The sequence below is a fragment of the Solirubrobacter deserti genome (assembly GCF_027587175.1).
Classification (GTDB): domain Bacteria; phylum Actinomycetota; class Thermoleophilia; order Solirubrobacterales; family Solirubrobacteraceae; genus Solirubrobacter; species Solirubrobacter deserti.
In genome coordinates this window covers 191,210-207,228 of the sequence record NZ_JAPCID010000007.1, presented here as the reverse complement: position 1 = coordinate 207,228, position 16,019 = coordinate 191,210, and the positions used below count along the sequence as shown (strand labels likewise).

Below are 16,019 nucleotides of genomic sequence, written 5' to 3'. Positions count from 1 at the left end.
CCCGCCGCCCTCGCCGCGCTGCCCCGCCGCCTCGCCGCGCCCACCCGCGCCGCGCCGCCCCGCGCCCTCGCCGCGCGCGCTCATCGCAGCTGCTCCATCCCGCGGCGCATCAGCTCGACGAGCGAGCCGGGCTCCCGCTTGAAGCGCGAGTACGCGAACGCGTGCGCCGCGAGGATCAGCGGCAGCACGAGGGCCGCGATCACCGTCATCAGCGTGAGCGTGTAGTCGCCGGACGCCTCAACGCGCAGGTCCACACCCGCGACCCTCGGGGATGCCGCCGCGAGCACCGCCAGCGGCACGATCGCCGCCGCGAGCCCCGCGCCCCAGAGCGCGAGCCGCGGCACGAACGCGAGCACCACCAGCCCGGTCCAGGGCGACTCGAGCGCGATACCCGCGAGCACCGCGAACACCAGCGCGAGCGGGACCGTCCGGCGGCGCGCCTCAGCGCCCACGCCGACCCGGCGCTCCAGGTACGCCGCTCCCGCCACCCGGCACGCGAGCGCGAGCGCCACGCCGGCCAGCACGGTCTGCGCCGAGAGCACGGAGCCGCCGCGCAGCATCCACGCCCACACCATCCCCCAGCCGATCGCGGTCGCCCACGCGGACACGACGATCGCGCGCGACCACCACTCCCCCGCGCGCGCCGACACGTGCCCGATCAGCTCGATCCCCGCGTGCCGGACGATCAATGCCAGCACGATCACGACGACGAGCACGTACAGCTCGCTCAGCCACGCCGCGTACCAGCCCGGGAACGCGCCCAGCGTCGCGGCGACCGCGATCACGAGCCAGACGTCGTTCGTCGCCCACGTCGCGCCGTTGGAGCGCAGCACCGCCGTGCGGTCCTCGAAGCGCCGCGTGAGCATCGAGACGCCCAGGTCCGCGCCGCCGAGCCCCAGATACAGCGCCCAGACGACGCCCAACAGCAGCAGCCACAGCGCCGGAAGTCCCTCGAGGCCGAACATGCTCAGTACCCCAGGGCGAGGTCGGCGGTGGCGCGCGGGGCGGGCCTGGCAGCCGGCAACCCGTGCGACAGCTCGCTGCGCAGCACGCGCGCCGCGGTCCAGAACACCACCGCGTACACGGCCAGGAACGCGCCCAGCGAACCGGCCACGGCCCACACGCTCACGTCGGAGGAGGCGACGTCCGTGCGCAGGAGCCCGTCGACCACCCACGGCTGGCGGCCGCCCTCACGCAGCAGCCAGCCGCCGGCCTGGGCGGCGAACGGGATCGCCATCGCGCACATCGCCGCCCGCAGGAACCAGCGCGAGCGCTCCAGCCGGCCCGTCGCCGCAAGCCGGCAGCCGACCGCGAACAGCGCGATCAGCAGCACGCCGCCACCGACCATCACGCGGAAGCTCCAGTACATGAGCGCGACGAACGGCGTGTAGTCGCCGGGCCCGTAGCGCGCCTCGGCCTCGCGTTGCAGCTGCTCGATCCCGCGCACCTCGCTGCTGAGCGAGAAGTTGTTCAGGAAGCTCAGCGCCGCCGGCACCTTCACGTTCAGGAACGGCGGGACGGACTCCGTCGAAAGCCCGCCGAGCGCGAACAGCGACAAGCCGGCGGGCGCCTCGGTCTCGTAGTGCGCCTCCGCCGCGGCCATCTTCATCGGCTGCTGCTCGAGCGCCAGCACGCCCTGGAAGTGGCCCGCGCCGGCCGCGGCCAGCGCGGCCACGAGCCCGATCACGGTCGCCATCCGCGCGACGGCGCCGAACGCGCTCACCTCGACGCCCCGCTTGAGCTGAACACAAGCGATCCCGAGCACGATCACGGCGCCGGTCATCAGCGAGGTGAAGAGCACGTGCGCGACCGTCAGCCCGATGGTCGCGTTGAACATGACCGCGACTACGTCCGTGAGCTGCGCGCGCCCGTCGACGATCTCGTAGCCGACCGGGTGCTGCATCCACGAGTTCGCGACGAGGATCGAGTAGGCGCTGATCATGGTCGCCGCGCTCACGATCCAGATGCATGCAAGATGGATACGCGGCCGCAGCTTGCCCGCCCCGAAGATCCACAGCCCGAGGAAGACGGACTCCACGAAGAACGCCGCCAGCCCTTCCAGCGCGAGCGGCGCGCCGAAGATGTCGCCGACGTAGCGCGAGAACCCCGCCCAGTTGAGCCCGAACTGGAACGTCTGCAGCAGGCCGGTGACGACGCCGACCGCAAACACGACGATCATCGCCCTGCCGTAGTACTTGGTCAGCCGCAGCCAGCGTTCATCGCCCGTGCGGTGGTAGCGCGTCTGCATCAGCGCGACGAAGAACACGAGGCCGATCGAGACGCCGACGATCGCGAAGTGCAGCAACGTGGTCAGGCCGAACTGCCAGCGGGCCAGATCGAGCGAGGTCACGACGGTGGGTCCTTTCCGTTCGGGCCCCGGGTAGGGGCGAGCCAGGGAACGGGCGTCTGGACCCTCGGCCACCGATCGTGAGCGGCCGCTACACATAGTAGTCGGCATGCGCATCCCGCTCCATGAGACCTGGCGTGCCGGGACTGCGCTCGGATGGACCTCCGTGGCCGCGGTCGTCCTCGCGCTGCTGGTCGGCGTGCCGATCGCGGACGCCGAGCTCGTGTGGGTGCTGACCGGGTTCTCGGCGGTCGCCCACCTCGCGATCTCCCGCCTGCCGTGGGCGACGCTCCTGCCCACCCCGCGGGGACGGCTGCTGATCGACCTGTGGGCGGGCGGCGTGCTGGTGAGCGTGTGCGGGCTGGTGCTGATCGCGGGCGGGCAGTCGCGGCTCGATCTGCTGCTGTTGCTCGTCGTCCCGTTCCTGGCGATCTCCAACGACGACAACCCGCGCGCGCTGGTCGCGTGGATGGTCGTGGCGGCGGGCGCCTTCGCGGTCTGCATCGGCTTCGCGCCCGACCCGCTGCCCACGTCGGAGGCGTTGTTCCACGCGGTGCTGCTGGCCGGCTCGACGCTGCTCGGGCTTCAGCTGGCGCGGGCGGTGCGGGAGGCGACGCGGCGCGCGCAGCTGGAGGGCGCCATGCTCGCCGAGGCCCACCACCGCGTGAAGAACTCGCTGCAGGTCGTCGCGGAGCTGCTGCAGCTGGGCGGGCCGGCGGCGGTGGAGCGGGCGTCGGAGCGGATCCAGTCGATCGCGGCGGTGCACGCGGTGCTGGCACGTCAGGGCGGCGGGCGGGTGCCCGCGCCCGAGTTGCTGGAGGCGGTCGTGGCGGGCTATGACGGGGTGACCGTGTCCGCGGAGCCCCTGGAGCTCCCGTTCCCGGTCGCGCAGAACCTGGGCGTCGTCGTCAACGAGCTGGTGGCGAACGCGCTGCAGCACGGCAAGCCCCCGGTCACGGTGGAGTTGCGGTCCGGCGAGCTCGTCGTGCGCGACGCCGGCGGCGGGCCACCGTCGCTGGACGGCGGCTCCGGTCTCGGGCTGGCGCTGGTGCGCCAGGTCGTCACGAACGGGCTGTTCGGGACCGTCGAGCTGCAGGATGGAGCCGTGCGGATCACCTTCGACCCTTCGCGGGATGCGCGTCCTCGTCGCTGAAGACGACCCGATCATCGCCCTCGGACTGGCGAGCCGCCTGCGAGCGATGGGGCACGAGGTGCTCGGGCCGGTGGCGACGGTCGTCGAGGCGCGCGAGCTCGCCGACGGCGCCGACCTGTACCTGTTCGACGTGGACCTCGCCGACGGCGACGGGATCGAGCTCGCGCGGTCGCTGAGCGAGGACGGGCCCCGCCGGCCGGTCGTGATCTTGACGGGGCTGGACGCGCCCGAGGTCCTCGACCGCTCGATCGCGGCGGGCGTGCTCGCGCACCTGACCAAGCCGGTCGACGACCGTCAGCTGGAGGCGGCGCTGCGCCTCGCGGCCGCGCGCTCGGCCGAGCTGGAGGCGCTGCGGGCGGAGGTCGACTCCACCCGCCAGGCACTCGCGGACCGCAAGGTGGTCGAGCAGGCGAAGGGGCTGCTGATCTCAGGCCTGGGCTTGACGGAGCCCGAGGCGTTCGCGCGCATCCAGACGACGGCGCGCCAGCGCAACCTGCGGCTGGTCGACGTGGCGCGGGCGATCGTCGACCAGCGGGCCCTGTACGAGAAAGGGCGCCCGTAGGCGCCCTTGCTGCAGCGGAGAGGGAGGGATTCGAACCCTCGGAACAGGGGTTACCCGCTCAACGGTTTTCGAGACCGCCCGATTCAACCACTCTCGCACCTCTCCGAGCGTGCGGCGTCTGAGGGTAGCGACCGGCGGCGCTTGGTGGCGAAGAAGTCCTTCAGAAGCTGCGCGCACTCGGGCTGCAGGACGTCCTTGGTGACCTGTGGGCGGTGGTTCAGCCGCGGCTCTGCGAGGACGTCGAGCACGGAGCCGGCGGCGCCCGCCTTGGGGTCGGTCGTGCCGTAGACGACGTGCGGGATGCGGGCGAGGACGATCGCCCCGGCACACATCGCGCACGGCTCCAGGGTCACGTACAGCGTGGTGTCCAGCAGCCGCCAGTGGCCGACGTGCTCGGCGGCCTGGCGAATCGCGAGCATCTCGGCGTGCGCGCTGGGGTCCTGGAGGAGCTCGCGCTCGTTGTGCCCGGCGCCGATGACGGTGCCGTCGCGGTCGAGGATGACCGCGCCGACGGGGACGTCGTCGTGGGTCAGCGCCTTCTCGGCCTCGAGGATGGCGAGCCGCATGGACTTCTCGTGCTCATCTCGGGGCACAATTGGCACAGTTTCGTTACAGACTGGGGGTTGTTCCGGAACTTCCTTCTGCCGATCATGTTGTACGAACCGAGACCGGGCAGATCCCCCGCCGCTCGCGCCGCTCGGTCTTGGACACCCTGATGCCACTTCGCTCCCGCCTTCCCCTGCTGGCCTTCTCCGCGATCTTCGCGGGGGCGGTCGCCGCGCCGGCGGCGTGGGCCGGTGGGGCCTCGAGTGGTGACGCGCGGGCCGCCTCGGCGGCCTTGAAGGCGCGTGCGCAGGAGCCCGCGCAGTACCGCGTGGGCGAGGTCGTGGTGCGCGACCGCTCGGGCGCGCGGGTCGTGCGCGTCAAGGACGTGGCGCGCGGGGCGCGGTCGCTCTCGAGGCGGCCGGGTGTGCGCAGCGCCACCCCGAACTATGTCGCGCGCTTGTCGGGCTGGATCCCGCCCGATCCCGGTCCGCGCGGCGGGGAGATCGGCGGCTGGCAGAAGCTGCAGTGGAACTTCCTGCCCGCGACCGGCGTGGACGCGCCGAACGCGTGGGCGAACCTGGCGCGCGTCGGCCGGCCCGGCGGCAAGGGCGTGGTCGTCGCGGTGCTGGACACGGGCGTCGCGTACGCCAATCGCGGGCCGTTCCATCGCTCGCCGGACTTCTCGCCGCACCGCTTCGTCAAGGGCTGGGACTTCGTCGAGGACGACCCGTACCCGAACGACGACAACGGCCACGGCACCCACGTCGCCAGCACGATCGCCGAGGGCACGGGCAACTCGATCGGCCTCACCGGCCTCGCCTACGGCGTCAAGGTCATGCCCGTCAAGGTCCTCGACAGCGAAGGCGAGGGCGACTCCCAGCAGATCGCCCGCGGCATCCGCTTCGCGGCCAAGAACGGCGCGCACGTCATCAACCTCTCGTTCGAGTTCCCGTCGGAGATCACCCGCTCGCAGATCCCGAACATCCTGGACGCGATCAGCTACGCCCGCCGCCAGGGCACGCTGGTCGTCGGCGCGTCCGGCAACGCGGCCGCGGCGGCCGTCGCCTACCCGGCCCGTTCCAGGGACGTCCTGTCCGTCGGCGCCACCACCCAGCACGGCTGCCAGGCCGACTACTCCAACGAGGGCGCCGACCTCGACCTCGTCGCCCCGGGCGGCGGCGTCGACGCCGCCCTCGAGGGCGACCCCAACTGCGTCGCGGCCCGCCCCGGCATGGACATCTTCCAGATGACCTTCCGCGCGAGCGCCCCGGGCCGCTTCACCATCCCGAGCGAGTACATCGGCACCTCCATGGCCGCCCCGCACGCCGCGGCCACCGCCGCCCTGGTCATCGCGTCGGGCATCCTGGGCCCCGACCCGACCCCGGCCGCCATCGAACGCCGCCTGGAAACCACCGCCGTGGACCTCGGCCCGCCCGGTCTGGACCCGCACTACGGCGCCGGTCGCCTCAATGCGGCCCGCGCGACCGACCCGGCGATCCCGGTCACCTAACCGCGCGGGCGCTCCGCTCCGCGCCGGCGCGCGGCGTCAGTGCGCGCGGACGCGGGCCAGCGTAAGGGGGTGCATAACGCTGGTCCCGCTGAGCGGGACCTACGTTGGGCACCCCCTCGCGCGCCGGGGTCGGGGCTCGCGGTCCGAGCCCGTGCAACCGTCCGGGCCCGAGCGGCCTCGGCGAGTTTCTTGACGCGCGGCCAGTGGGTGTGCTTCGCCGTTTACGTCGTGCGCACGATCAGCACGGAGCAGGGCGCGTGGTGCGAGACCTTGTTGGGCACCGAGCCGAGCAGGAAGCGGCGCGCGCCCGTCATGCCCTTGTTGCCGACCACGATCAGGTCCGCGTCGCGCTCCTCGGCGACGTCGAGGATCGCGTCGGCGGGGTCGCCTTCGCGGGCGAAGGTCTCGACCTCCAAGCCCGCGGCGCGGACGAGTTCGGCGGCTTCGCCCAACGTGGCGTCGACCTCCTCGCGGGGGTTGACCATCCACTGGAGGTCGGCGGGGGTCTGGCGGGCCTCTTCGCGCAGGCGGGCCTTCGGGACGGGCTCGTAGGCGGAGACGATCCAAATCTGGGCGTTCAGCGACTTGGCGAGTTCGATCGCCTTGTCGACCGCCTTCTGCGCGGTGTCGGAACCGTCAGTGCCCACGACGATCGAGCGGAACATGGCGCGATCATACGCACGCGCGACGGGGCGCCATGTCGGTTCGCGTCAGAGCTTGATCAGGGCGATCACGAAGCTGGCGATCACGCAGATCACGATGATCACCTGCATGTAGATCCAGAGGCGGTTCACGGCCATGAGGCTAGTGGCCCGCGCTCAGCTCACGCCATGGAGCGCTCCGCTCGCGACGACGCGATGACCGTGGTGACGGGCAGACCGAGCCCGGCGGCCTTGGCCGGTAGGTCCAGGTGCAGCCACTTGGACACGCGCTGCGGCAGGGTCGAGATGATCAGCTCGTCGAAGCCGTGGATGTTGACGGCGTCCTGAATCGCGGCGAGCGGCTCGGGCACGCCGATCATGCTGTCCACGGGCGCGCCCGCGGCCTCCTCGAGCAGCGGCACCGCCAGCTCGATCACGGTCTCCGCCTCGCTGCGGGCCTGATCCTCGGGGTCGACGAGCTTGTGCAGCCCGTGGGCGGCGTTCGGCACCAGCAGCGTGAACGTCGCCGGCCCGCGCGCGGCCCGCGTGCGCACCGCCTCCAGCAGGGCCGGCGTGGCGGCGGTCTTGTTGGCGACGATGAGAACCCGCGTGGCCTCTTCCGACATGGAGCGCTCCCTTCGGACGATCGCTTGAGACGATTGTCGCAAGCGATCGGGGAACGTCAACCTAAAGGTGCGCGGAGGCGGTGGCGTGCGTGACCCAGCGCTTGCCGGACTTGCGCTTGACGGTCAACGCGACCTTCGCGTCCGCCCCCGCCGCGGCCTTGACCGTGACACGCTTGGAGTAGCCCTTCACGGTCTTCTGGGTCTTGGTGAAGGTCTTGGTCTTCTTGCCGACCGTGACCTTGAGCACGAGCTGGAAGGTGCCGCTGCCGAGCGCCAGCGGGCGCAGGTCGACGGTCGTCGCGGTCGGGGTCGACGACAGCGCCAGCTGGCCGACGAGCCGCTTGGACGCGGAGCCCTTCGCGCTCGAGCCCTTGAGCAGCACGGCCTCGCTCGTGCTGCGCGGCGTGACGCCCTCCTCGTGCTCGTCCTCGTGCCGCTCGGCCAGGCTGACGGGCGCGCTCGCGCCCACGTTGCCGGCGCCGTCGGTTGCGCGGACGACCACCTTGCCCTTGGCCACGGTGAAGCTCGCGCCCGGGGCGATCGGCGTCGGCGCGCCGCCGTTGACCGACCAGGTCACGCCGGCGAGCCCGGACAGCAGGTCCGTGCCGGTCGCGGTGCAGATGTGGTTGAGCGACTTCGGGTCCGGCGTGCAGGCGACGGTGGCCGTCGGCGCGGTGCGGTCGACCTTGACCGTGCCCTGCGCCGTGACCTCGTTGCCCGCGCCGTCGATCGCCTTGAACGTGACGGTGGACGTGCCCTCGGCCTCGACGGTGTACGCGCCACCGGCGACCGCCGTCGCGCCCTCGCCGCCACGCGCCCCGGTGAGCACGGACAGGCCGGAGATCCCGCCGTCGGCGGCGACCTTGCACACGGCCGGCGCGTTGCGCCACACGGCGGCACCGCAGTCCGCAGCCAGCGACGGCGCGCTCTTGTCGATGCCGACACTGTCCGCGCGCCAGCCGGAGTCGTTGCCGGCGACGTCGATCACGCGCGTCCACAGCTTGTAGTTGCCCTCGACCGCGATGGCCACGGCCGGGGACGTCGAGACCGAGCCCGTGTCGAGCTTCCACTCGACACGCGCCACGCCGGACGCCGCGTCCGTGCCGCTGACGGTCGTCGCGAAGTTCGAGCTGCGCCACGGCGAGGCCACGACCGGCGTCGTGTTGACCGGCTTGGTCAGGTCGACCTTGATGGTGTCGTTGCGCCAGGTGGACTCGTTGCCCGCCTTGTCGACGACCCGCGTCTGCAGGATCTGCGCACCGTCGGTGGTGACCACGGCGGCGTTGCCGGACTTGATCTCGCCGCCCCCGACGCGCCATTCGTAGCGGTCCACGCCAGAGCCGACGTCCGTGCCGGTCAGGGCCACCGACAGCGCCGTGGCCTGCCAGGTCGACGGCGCGACCGGGCTCGTGTTGACCGGGACGGCCGTGTCGACCTTCACCGTGTCCGTCTTCCACTCGCTCTGGCGCTCGGCGTTGTCCGTCACGCGGTGGCGGATGACGAACGTGCCGTCACTCGGAAGCGTGAAGCTCGCGTGGTCGGCGTTGACGGTCGTCACCGCGCCGCCGTTGACCTGGTAGGCGACGGAGGCCACACCGGACGTCTCGTCCGTGCCGGTGAGCTCGACGGCGCGCGTCTTGGTCCAGCCGGACGTCAGCGCGGACGTGTCCACGGGACGCGTCTGGTCGATCTGCAGCGTGTGCGGGCGCCACGTGCTCACGTTGCCGGCGGTGTCGATCGCGCGGGTCTCGATCTCGTGCACGCCGTCCGTGGACACGGTGAACCGCAGCCCGCTCGGGCCGGACACGATGTCGCCGTTGAAGCGGTACTGCACCTCGGCCAGCTCGACGTCGTCGTCGGCCGTGACCACGACCTCGTACGGGCCGGGACGCCAGCCCGTCGCGATCGACGTGGTGTCCACCGGGTCGGTGGTGTCCTCGTTGACGGTGGTGACGGTGACGTTGGCGGTCTTCCAGTCGCTCCAGTTGCCCGCGTTGTCCTGCACGCGCGTCTTGAGCACGTGCGCACCGGAGGTGCCGAGGATCGCGGGGCTGGAGGTCTTGATCGCGCCGCCGTCGACCTGCCACTCGACCGCGCCCGACGGGCCCGAGAGCGCGTCCGTCGCGGTGATCGGGATCTTGCGCCCGCGGCCTACCGAGGCCGGGACGGTCGTCGTGTCGGCCGGCTTGACCGTGTCGATGCGGATCGTCTCGTCGCGCCAGACGGACGCGTTGCCCGCGTTGTCGACGACGCGCGTGGACAGCGTGTGGGAGCCGTCGCCGGTGACGAGCGCGGTGAGGACGCCGGGCGCGCCGGACGTCGCGGCGCCGTTGTTGACGCGCCACTCCACGCGGTTGACGCCGGAGAGCTCGTCGGAGCCGTTGACGCGCACGGAGTAGGGGGTCGTGCGCCAGGCGTCGGACCCGGTCGGCGTCGAGTTCGACGGGTTGGTCGGGTCGAGACGGATCGTGTGCGTCTTGAACGCGGAAGCGTTGCCGGCGACGTCGTACACCTGCGTCTCCAGGGTGTGCTCGCCCGTGCCGGTGACGGTCGCGGTGGCGGTGTCGCCGTTGGTGGAGACCTCGGGGCCGCCGTCGAGCTTGTACACGACGCGCGCGACGCCGGAGGTCGCGTCCGTGCCTTGCACGGTCACGTCGAGCGAGTTCTGCGAGAGCCACGCGCTGGTCGCGGTCGTTGCGTCCGTCGGCTGGACGGTGTCGATGCGGACGTGCTGGGTCTTCCAGCCGGAGTCGTGGCCGCGGCCGTCCGTGAGGCGCGTGCTCAGGACATGGTCGCCCTCACCGCTGACGGTCACGGTGACGGGACCGGGGCCGGCGGCCGAGTGCGGGACGCCGTCCAGCTGCCACTCGACGAGCGTGATGCCCTCGCCGCCGCTGTCGGTGCCCTCGACGGTGACGTCGACCGACGGCGTCGTCTGCCAGCCGGCCGGGACCGTCGTGGTGTCCACCGGGTCGGCGGAGTCGACGCGCACGATCGAGTTGCGCGGCGCGGACTGGTTGCCGGCGTTGTCGACGATCCACGTGCGCAGCGTGAACGTGCCGTTCTCGGTGATGTTGAGCGTGTCACCCGGGTTGACCGGTACGCCCGGGTCGCCGTCGAGCTCGTAGACCATGGTCGCGACGCCCGACTGGTCGGGCGTGCCGGCGGTGTCGTGGCCGTTGAAGGTGATGGTGGCGACGTCGTCGTGCCAGGTCGCCGGGACGACCGTCGTGTCCACCGGGTCGGTGACGTCGACCTTGACGGTATCCTCGATCCACGGCGTCTGGTCGCCGGAGGGCGCCTCGATCACGCGGTGGGTGAAGGTGTGCTCGCCCGTGGTGCTGATCGTCGCGCTCGGACCGGTCTGGAGCAGCGGGTCGCAGTCGATCGTCCACTCGAAGCCCTGCACGGCGGTGCCGGCCAGCGTGATGTTCACGGGCGCGCTGTGCCAGCCGCCCTGGCTGGTCGGGCCGGCGGGGACCACCGTCGTGTCGGTGGCGACGGCGGCGACCGGGTTGGACGGCGGCAGCGCGCACATCGACAGCGGGGTCACGGAGTCCCACGGGTTCGCGGACGCGGTCGCGGGCAGCGCCAGCACGGTCGCGAGCATGAGGACGAGGATGCGAATCCGAGGCTTCACGATCACCGTGATCGACCACCTCGGTAAAACCTGTAGCCATCGTGCACAAAGTTGTCGTGGCGGTGTTGGCAGGCGGACGTGGCCGCCGCCTGGGCGGGGAGAAGGCGCTCGTGGAGCTGGGTGGACGACCGTTGCTCGCGCGCCCGCTCGCGGCCGCCCGCGCGGCCGGGCTCGACGCCGTCGTCGTGGCCAAGGCCGGCACCGTCCTGCCGGACGTGCCCACCTGGATCGAGCCGGACGAGCCGACCCACCCACTGCTCGGCCTGGTGACCGCGCTCGGGCACGGCGGCCCGGTGGTCGCGGTCGCGTGCGACCAGCCCTGGATCACGCCGGAGCTGCTGCGCGCGCTGGCCGACCACGAGGGCCCAGCGCTCGCGGTCGAGCGCGAGCCGTTCCCGGGCCGCTACGAGCCGCTGCAGCTACCGGTGCTGCGAGACGCGCTCGCGCGCGAGGACTCGCTGCGCGCGACGCTCGGCCGCCTGCAACCCGCGGTGCTGGGCGCGCCGCGCGAACAGGTGGCGAGCGTGAACACGCGCGAGGACTTGGCGGCGGCGGAGCACGCGCTCGCGGACGGCCCGGACGCCACGGCCGGCCCGGGCCCGGACGGCGACGGCGCAGCTGGTGCGGGCGCGGCCGCCGCGACGCCGAAGGCGCGGCCGTGAGCGCGCCCGACTTCGCCGTCGTCGGCGGCGGCATCGTCGGCTGTGCGCTCGCGGCCTTCCTCGCCGAGGGCGGCGCGAGCGTCACGCTCTACGAGCGCGACGAGATCGCCGCGGGCGCTTCCGGACGCAACTCGGGCGTCGTGCAGGACCCGCTCGACCCTGAACTGACCGGCCTGTACGAGGAGTCGCTGCAGCACTATCGCGAGCTCGAGGGGTTCGACCTGCCCGAGCATCCGTCCGGCCTGTTGCTGATCAGCGACGAGCCGTTCGAGCACGACGGCGCCGAGCCCATCGAGGACCCGCAGAGGATGGAGCCCGCGCTCCAGCCCGGCCTGTTCGCGCGCCGGATCGACACGGGCCGCCCCGTGCCGCCCGCGGCCGCCGCGCACGCATGGGCGCAGCGCGCCCGAAACGCCGGTGCACGCATCGAGCTCGGCGCCGAAGGCCCCACGAGCGGCCCGCGCATCCTCGCCGCCGGCCCGTGGACCAAGGACCTCGTCGACCTCCCGATCACGCCCGTCTGGGGCGTCGTGGTCGACCTCGAGCTCGACAACCCGCCGGGCCACGTCCTCGAGGAGGCCGGCATCGACGCGCTCACAACCGACGACGTCCCGGACGTGCTGTTCAGCGCCGTGACCGCGCGCGGCATCTCCGCGATCGGATCCACGTTCCTGCCCGACCGGCCCGACCCGGACGCGCTGGCGCCGGAGATCCTGGCCAATGCGAAGCGGTTCCTCGCGGATCTCGGGCGCGTGCGCGGCCTGCGGGCGTGCGCGCGGCCGGGCTCGGCCGACGGGCGGCCGATGCTCGGGCAGCTGGAGGACGAGCTCTACGTGGCGAGCGGCCACGGAGCGTGGGGGATCACGCTCGGACCGGCGTCGGCGCGGCTCGTCGCGGATCTGGCACTCGGACGGCCGGCGGCGATCCCGCCGGCCCTGGACGTGCGCCGCTTCGGTTTTACGTCGTAGCGGTGTCGACGAGCTGGCCGCTACCCGGCGTGCCGGTGCCGGTCGACGGCGTGGTCGTCTCGGTGGGCTTGTCGGTCGTCGCCGGCGTCTGGTCCGCCGCTTCGCTCTTCGGACGCAGGCCGATCACCTGACGGTCCTTGCCGGTGCCGTAGATGTGGTACTCGCGACCCTCACGCTTGACCAGCGTGAAGACCTGGCCGTCGCGGACGTTGCCGGACGTGTTCAGGTACAGGCCGTTGCGCGAGCCGGTGAGGATGTCGGCGTAGCCGCGGCCGTCGAGCTGCTTGACGGTCTCGTCGGACGGCGCCTTGCCCGTGGCGGAGGACTTGTCCTTGGAGGACGACTTGTCCGCCGAGGAGGACTTCTCGCCGTCGCCGCCGCTGGAGACGACCGTGCGGTCCTTGCCCGTGCCGTAGATGTGCTGGTCGGGCTTGCCGTTCTCGCCCTTGACCAGGATGAAGGCCTCGCCGTCACGCGCGTTGCCGGACTTGTTGATGTACATGCCCGCGCGCGGACCCGTCAGGATCTCGGCGTAGTTCTCGCCCTCGACCGGCTTGGTCGACTCCTTCTCGGAGGCGGACGTCGCGGTCTTCAGAGCGCTGGAGAAGGTGGTGGACGTCCCCGTCGTCTTGAGCGAGGAGGACTGCTGGGCCTTGGACGCCGCGGTGTTCGCGGCGGAGATGCCCTGGAGGAGAGACGTGTCGAGGCGCATTGGCTTGCTCAACCCATCGGCCATTCGTCCGATCGGCTTTAGCGGGGTAAGGGAAAGGACAGATGCGCCTCTACGTCGACGCCATGAACGTGATCGGCTCGCGCCCGGACGGCTGGTGGCGTGACCGCGAGGGCGCGATGCGGCGCCTGGTCGACGAGATCCGCGCGTGGGCGCAGGACGAGGTCACCGTGGTACTCGACGCCGGCCCCGACGACTTGATCGGGACCGTCGGCCAGGTGACGGTCGTCAGAGCCGCGCGCCGAGGCCGCGACGCCGCCGACGACGAGATCGCCGCGCTGGCGCAACCGGGCGACCACGTGGTCACCTCCGACGCCACGCTCGCCGCCCGCGTGCGGGCCAACGGCGCCACCGTCGAGGGCGCGGGCACGTTCCGCCGACGGCTAGAGTCCTCGCGGTGAGCGAAGACGGGCTGCGCGCCGCGGTCGAGAAGATGCGCGAGGAGGGCGTGGCGGACGCCGCCATCAACGCCTTCGAGCACTACTACCGCCAACTCGAGGCGGGTGAGACGGGCCTCGTCCCGGAGGACACGATCGAGCCGGTCACCGAGCTCCCGCACCTCGACGAGCTCCCCTCGGACCCCGAAGCCGAGCGCGAGGCGCTCCAGAAGGCGATCGTGCTGCGCCTCAACGGCGGCCTGGGCACGAGCATGGGCCTGACGGGCGCGAAGTCGCTGCTGGAGGCCAAGGACGGGCTGAGCTTCCTCGACGTGATCGCGCGCCAGGTCCTGGCCCTGCGCGAAGCGCACGACGCGCGGCTTCCGCTGGTGCTGATGGACTCCTTCTCCACGCGCGAGGACTCGCTGAAGGCGCTCGCCCAGCACCCGGACCTCGACGTCGGCCTCCCGCTCGACTTCATCCAGAACAAGGAGCCCAAGCTCCTGGTCGAGGACCTGACGCCCGCCGAATGGCCCGACAACCCGGCGCTGGAGTGGTGCCCGCCCGGCCACGGCGACCTCTACACGGCGCTCGTGACCTCCGGCATGCTCGAGGACCTGCTCGAGCGCGGCTACGAGTACGCGTTCGTCGCCAACTCCGACAACCTCGGCGCGGTGCTCGAGCCGCGCATCCTCGCCTGGCTGCGCGCGAACGACGTCCCGTTCCTGATGGAGGTCACCGAGCGCACGGAGGCCGACCGCAAGGGCGGGCACCTCGCGAAGCGCAAGCAGGACGGCCGGCTGATCCTGCGCGAGACGGCGCAGACGCCCGAGGAGGACCTCAAGGCGCTGCAGGACCTGAGCAAGCACCGCTTCGCCAACACGAACAACCTGTGGGTGAGCCTGCGCGCGCTGGACGCGGCGATGCGCGAGCGCGACGGCGTGCTCGGGCTGCCGATGATCCGCAACCAGAAGACCGTCGACCCCGGGGACAAGTCCTCCCCGAAGGTGTTCCAGATCGAGACCGCGATGGGCGCGGCGATCGAGGTCTTCGACGGCGCCCGCGCGCTGATCGTCCCGCGCACGCGCTTCGCGCCGGTCAAGACGACGGACGACCTGCTCGCGCTGCGCTCGGACGCCTACCGCCTGACCGAGGACTCACGCGTAGAGCTCGTGCGTGACAGCGTCCCGATCGTCACGCTCGACGCCGACCACTACAAGCTCATGCGCGACTTCGAGGCGCGCTTCCCGAAGGGACCGGTGTCGCTGAAGGAGGCGGACCGCTTCGAGGTCGAGGGCGACGTGACGTTCGGCGCGGACGTCGTCGCGCGCGGTGCGGTGAAGGTCACCGGGCCCGCCACGATCGAGGACGGCACGGTCCTCACGGACTGACGAGCTGCAGCACGCCGTCGTCGCGGCCCGTCACCAGCACGGTGCCGTGATGCACGGCGACGCTGTAGGGCGTCGACACCGTCGGGAACGTGCGCACGACGCGCCCGCCCTCGATCTGCAGCAGCTCGTTGCGGTCCGACAGCGCCACCCACAGGCGGTCGCCGTCGAGCGCGATCCCGTACGGCTGCCCGCCGGTCTCGATGCGCTGCTCGAAGCGCAGGCGCGGGCGCGTGCTGAACACGCTCACACCCCCGCCGCGCGTGTCGGCCACATACAGCCGTCCGTCCTCGCCGGCGACCACGTGCGACGGCCCGTAGCCGGCGTTCTGCGTGCTCAGCCGCTTCAGCGTGCGGCGATCGTAGGTCTCGACGACGTTCGCGCGCACGGACACCACCGCCACGACGTCCCCGGTCACGGCCACGCCGCCCGGCTGCTCCGCGACGCGCACGGAGCGCACCAGCCGCCCGTCGTCCACCACGGACAGCGACGCGGCGAACTCATCCCCCACGAACACCCGCTCACCGTCCCCGGCGGCGTCGTGCGGGTGGGCGCCCGTCTCGACCAGCCGCACCTGACCCTCCGGGGAGACCTCGGCGAGCTGGTTGGCCTCCTCCAGCGGGACGAGGAACGCGCCGCCGGCCACCGACACGTGGCGCGCCGGCGCGGGGAGCTCGACCACGTTCCGCGGCGCACCGCTCGCGGCGTCGACCAGCGCGAGCCCGGCGTCGACCGCGACCGCCGCCACGCCGTCCTCGACGGCGATCCCCTCGGCGCCCGCGCCCACGCGCACGACCCGTCCGGCGGGGTCGGGGGACGCCGGCGCGCGGCCAGGCTCCTGCGCCTGCGGCGGGAAGGGCAGCTTCGGT

Annotated in this window: 15 protein-coding genes and 1 tRNA gene; 7 read left to right on the top strand and 9 right to left on the bottom strand. The window is 72.4% G+C overall.

The window, feature by feature from the left end; all coding sequences use genetic code 11:
* Positions 1 to 80: 80 nt before the first annotated feature.
* Positions 81 to 965 carry a cytochrome d ubiquinol oxidase subunit II gene (locus tag OJ962_RS06455; RefSeq protein ID WP_202956291.1) on the bottom strand — a complete coding sequence of 295 codons (885 nt, stop codon included), beginning with the start codon at positions 963 to 965 and terminating at the stop codon, positions 81 to 83.
* A gap of 2 nt (positions 966 to 967) precedes the next feature.
* Complete coding sequence (locus OJ962_RS06450) at positions 968 to 2,350, bottom strand: cytochrome ubiquinol oxidase subunit I (RefSeq protein ID WP_202956290.1); 1,383 nt, start codon at positions 2,348 to 2,350, stop codon at positions 968 to 970.
* A 106-nt stretch (positions 2,351 to 2,456) separates the two neighbouring features.
* Here OJ962_RS06450 and OJ962_RS06445 point away from each other — a divergent pair, with 106 nt between their 5' ends.
* Complete coding sequence (locus OJ962_RS06445; protein ID WP_202956289.1) at positions 2,457 to 3,500, top strand: sensor histidine kinase; 1,044 nt, start codon at positions 2,457 to 2,459, stop codon at positions 3,498 to 3,500.
* Positions 3,481 to 4,062 carry an ANTAR domain-containing response regulator gene (locus tag OJ962_RS06440; RefSeq protein WP_202956288.1) on the top strand — a complete coding sequence of 194 codons (582 nt, stop codon included), beginning with the start codon at positions 3,481 to 3,483 and terminating at the stop codon, positions 4,060 to 4,062. Before OJ962_RS06445 ends, OJ962_RS06440 begins: the two co-directional genes overlap by 20 nt.
* Before the next feature lie 15 nt (positions 4,063 to 4,077).
* Here OJ962_RS06440 and OJ962_RS06435 read toward each other — a convergent pair.
* Positions 4,078 to 4,167 (bottom strand) — tRNA-Ser (locus tag OJ962_RS06435).
* On the bottom strand, positions 4,146 to 4,658 hold the full coding sequence (tadA, locus tag OJ962_RS06430; RefSeq protein ID WP_407697498.1) for a tRNA adenosine(34) deaminase TadA: 513 nt from the start codon (positions 4,656 to 4,658) through the stop codon (positions 4,146 to 4,148). The genes OJ962_RS06435 and tadA overlap by 22 nt, the downstream gene beginning before the upstream one ends.
* A gap of 119 nt (positions 4,659 to 4,777) precedes the next feature.
* Between tadA and OJ962_RS06425 the strand changes: the two genes are divergently transcribed.
* On the top strand, positions 4,778 to 6,118 hold the full coding sequence (locus tag OJ962_RS06425; RefSeq protein ID WP_202956287.1) for a S8 family serine peptidase: 1,341 nt from the start codon (positions 4,778 to 4,780) through the stop codon (positions 6,116 to 6,118).
* A gap of 221 nt (positions 6,119 to 6,339) precedes the next feature.
* Here the strand turns inward: OJ962_RS06425 and OJ962_RS06420 are convergent, their stop codons facing one another.
* From OJ962_RS06420 to OJ962_RS06410, 3 genes are all read right to left on the bottom strand, one after another.
* Complete coding sequence (locus tag OJ962_RS06420; RefSeq protein WP_202956286.1) at positions 6,340 to 6,783, bottom strand: universal stress protein; 444 nt, start codon at positions 6,781 to 6,783, stop codon at positions 6,340 to 6,342.
* Between the two features lie 158 nt (positions 6,784 to 6,941).
* Positions 6,942 to 7,385 (bottom strand): hypothetical protein, encoded by a 444-nt coding sequence (locus OJ962_RS06415; RefSeq protein ID WP_202956285.1) that lies wholly within the window; start codon positions 7,383 to 7,385, stop codon positions 6,942 to 6,944.
* Between the two features lie 61 nt (positions 7,386 to 7,446).
* Positions 7,447 to 11,025, bottom strand: coding sequence for an OmpL47-type beta-barrel domain-containing protein (locus OJ962_RS06410; protein ID WP_270006243.1), 3,579 nt, complete (start codon positions 11,023 to 11,025; stop codon positions 7,447 to 7,449).
* A 56-nt stretch (positions 11,026 to 11,081) separates the two neighbouring features.
* Between OJ962_RS06410 and mobA the strand changes: the two genes are divergently transcribed.
* Together mobA and OJ962_RS06400 are read left to right on the top strand one after the other, a co-directional pair.
* On the top strand, positions 11,082 to 11,687 hold the full coding sequence (gene mobA / locus OJ962_RS06405) for a molybdenum cofactor guanylyltransferase (RefSeq protein WP_202956283.1): 606 nt from the start codon (positions 11,082 to 11,084) through the stop codon (positions 11,685 to 11,687).
* Positions 11,684 to 12,655: an NAD(P)/FAD-dependent oxidoreductase gene (locus OJ962_RS06400; RefSeq protein ID WP_202956282.1), complete on the top strand. Its 972-nt coding sequence runs from the start codon at positions 11,684 to 11,686 to the stop codon at positions 12,653 to 12,655. Before mobA ends, OJ962_RS06400 begins: the two co-directional genes overlap by 4 nt.
* Here the strand turns inward: OJ962_RS06400 and OJ962_RS06395 are convergent.
* Positions 12,645 to 13,367, bottom strand: coding sequence for a hypothetical protein (locus tag OJ962_RS06395; RefSeq protein ID WP_202956281.1), 723 nt, complete (start codon positions 13,365 to 13,367; stop codon positions 12,645 to 12,647). The two genes, OJ962_RS06400 and OJ962_RS06395, sit on opposite strands and share 11 nt — an antisense overlap.
* Before the next feature lie 62 nt (positions 13,368 to 13,429).
* On the opposite strand from OJ962_RS06395, the gene OJ962_RS06390 reads away from it, so the two are divergent.
* Positions 13,430 to 13,786 (top strand): DUF188 domain-containing protein, encoded by a 357-nt coding sequence (locus OJ962_RS06390; RefSeq protein WP_202956280.1) that lies wholly within the window; start codon positions 13,430 to 13,432, stop codon positions 13,784 to 13,786.
* The gene (locus tag OJ962_RS06385) at positions 13,783 to 15,153 is read left to right on the top strand and encodes a UTP--glucose-1-phosphate uridylyltransferase (protein WP_202956279.1); all 1,371 of its coding nucleotides are present in this window, start codon (positions 13,783 to 13,785) and stop codon (positions 15,151 to 15,153) included. The genes OJ962_RS06390 and OJ962_RS06385 overlap by 4 nt, the downstream gene beginning before the upstream one ends.
* Here OJ962_RS06385 and OJ962_RS06380 read toward each other — a convergent pair.
* Complete coding sequence (locus OJ962_RS06380; protein ID WP_270006242.1) at positions 15,143 to 15,937, bottom strand: YncE family protein; 795 nt, start codon at positions 15,935 to 15,937, stop codon at positions 15,143 to 15,145. The genes OJ962_RS06385 and OJ962_RS06380 overlap by 11 nt on opposite strands.
* Between the last annotated feature and the right edge of the window lie 82 nt (positions 15,938 to 16,019).

Coding starts and splice junctions, on each gene's coding strand:
- OJ962_RS06445 (WP_202956289.1), top strand. CDS start 2,457: ATGCGCATCCCGCTCCATGAGACCTGGCGTGCCGGGACTGCGCTCGGA.
- OJ962_RS06390 (WP_202956280.1), top strand. CDS start 13,430: ATGCGCCTCTACGTCGACGCCATGAACGTGATCGGCTCGCGCCCGGAC.
- OJ962_RS06425 (WP_202956287.1), top strand. CDS start 4,778: ATGCCACTTCGCTCCCGCCTTCCCCTGCTGGCCTTCTCCGCGATCTTC.
- OJ962_RS06415 (WP_202956285.1), bottom strand. CDS start 7,385: ATGTCGGAAGAGGCCACGCGGGTTCTCATCGTCGCCAACAAGACCGCC.
- OJ962_RS06420 (WP_202956286.1), bottom strand. CDS start 6,783: ATGTTCCGCTCGATCGTCGTGGGCACTGACGGTTCCGACACCGCGCAG.
- OJ962_RS06455 (WP_202956291.1), bottom strand. CDS start 965: ATGTTCGGCCTCGAGGGACTTCCGGCGCTGTGGCTGCTGCTGTTGGGC.
- OJ962_RS06440 (WP_202956288.1), top strand. CDS start 3,481: ATGCGCGTCCTCGTCGCTGAAGACGACCCGATCATCGCCCTCGGACTG.
- OJ962_RS06395 (WP_202956281.1), bottom strand. CDS start 13,367: ATGCGCCTCGACACGTCTCTCCTCCAGGGCATCTCCGCCGCGAACACC.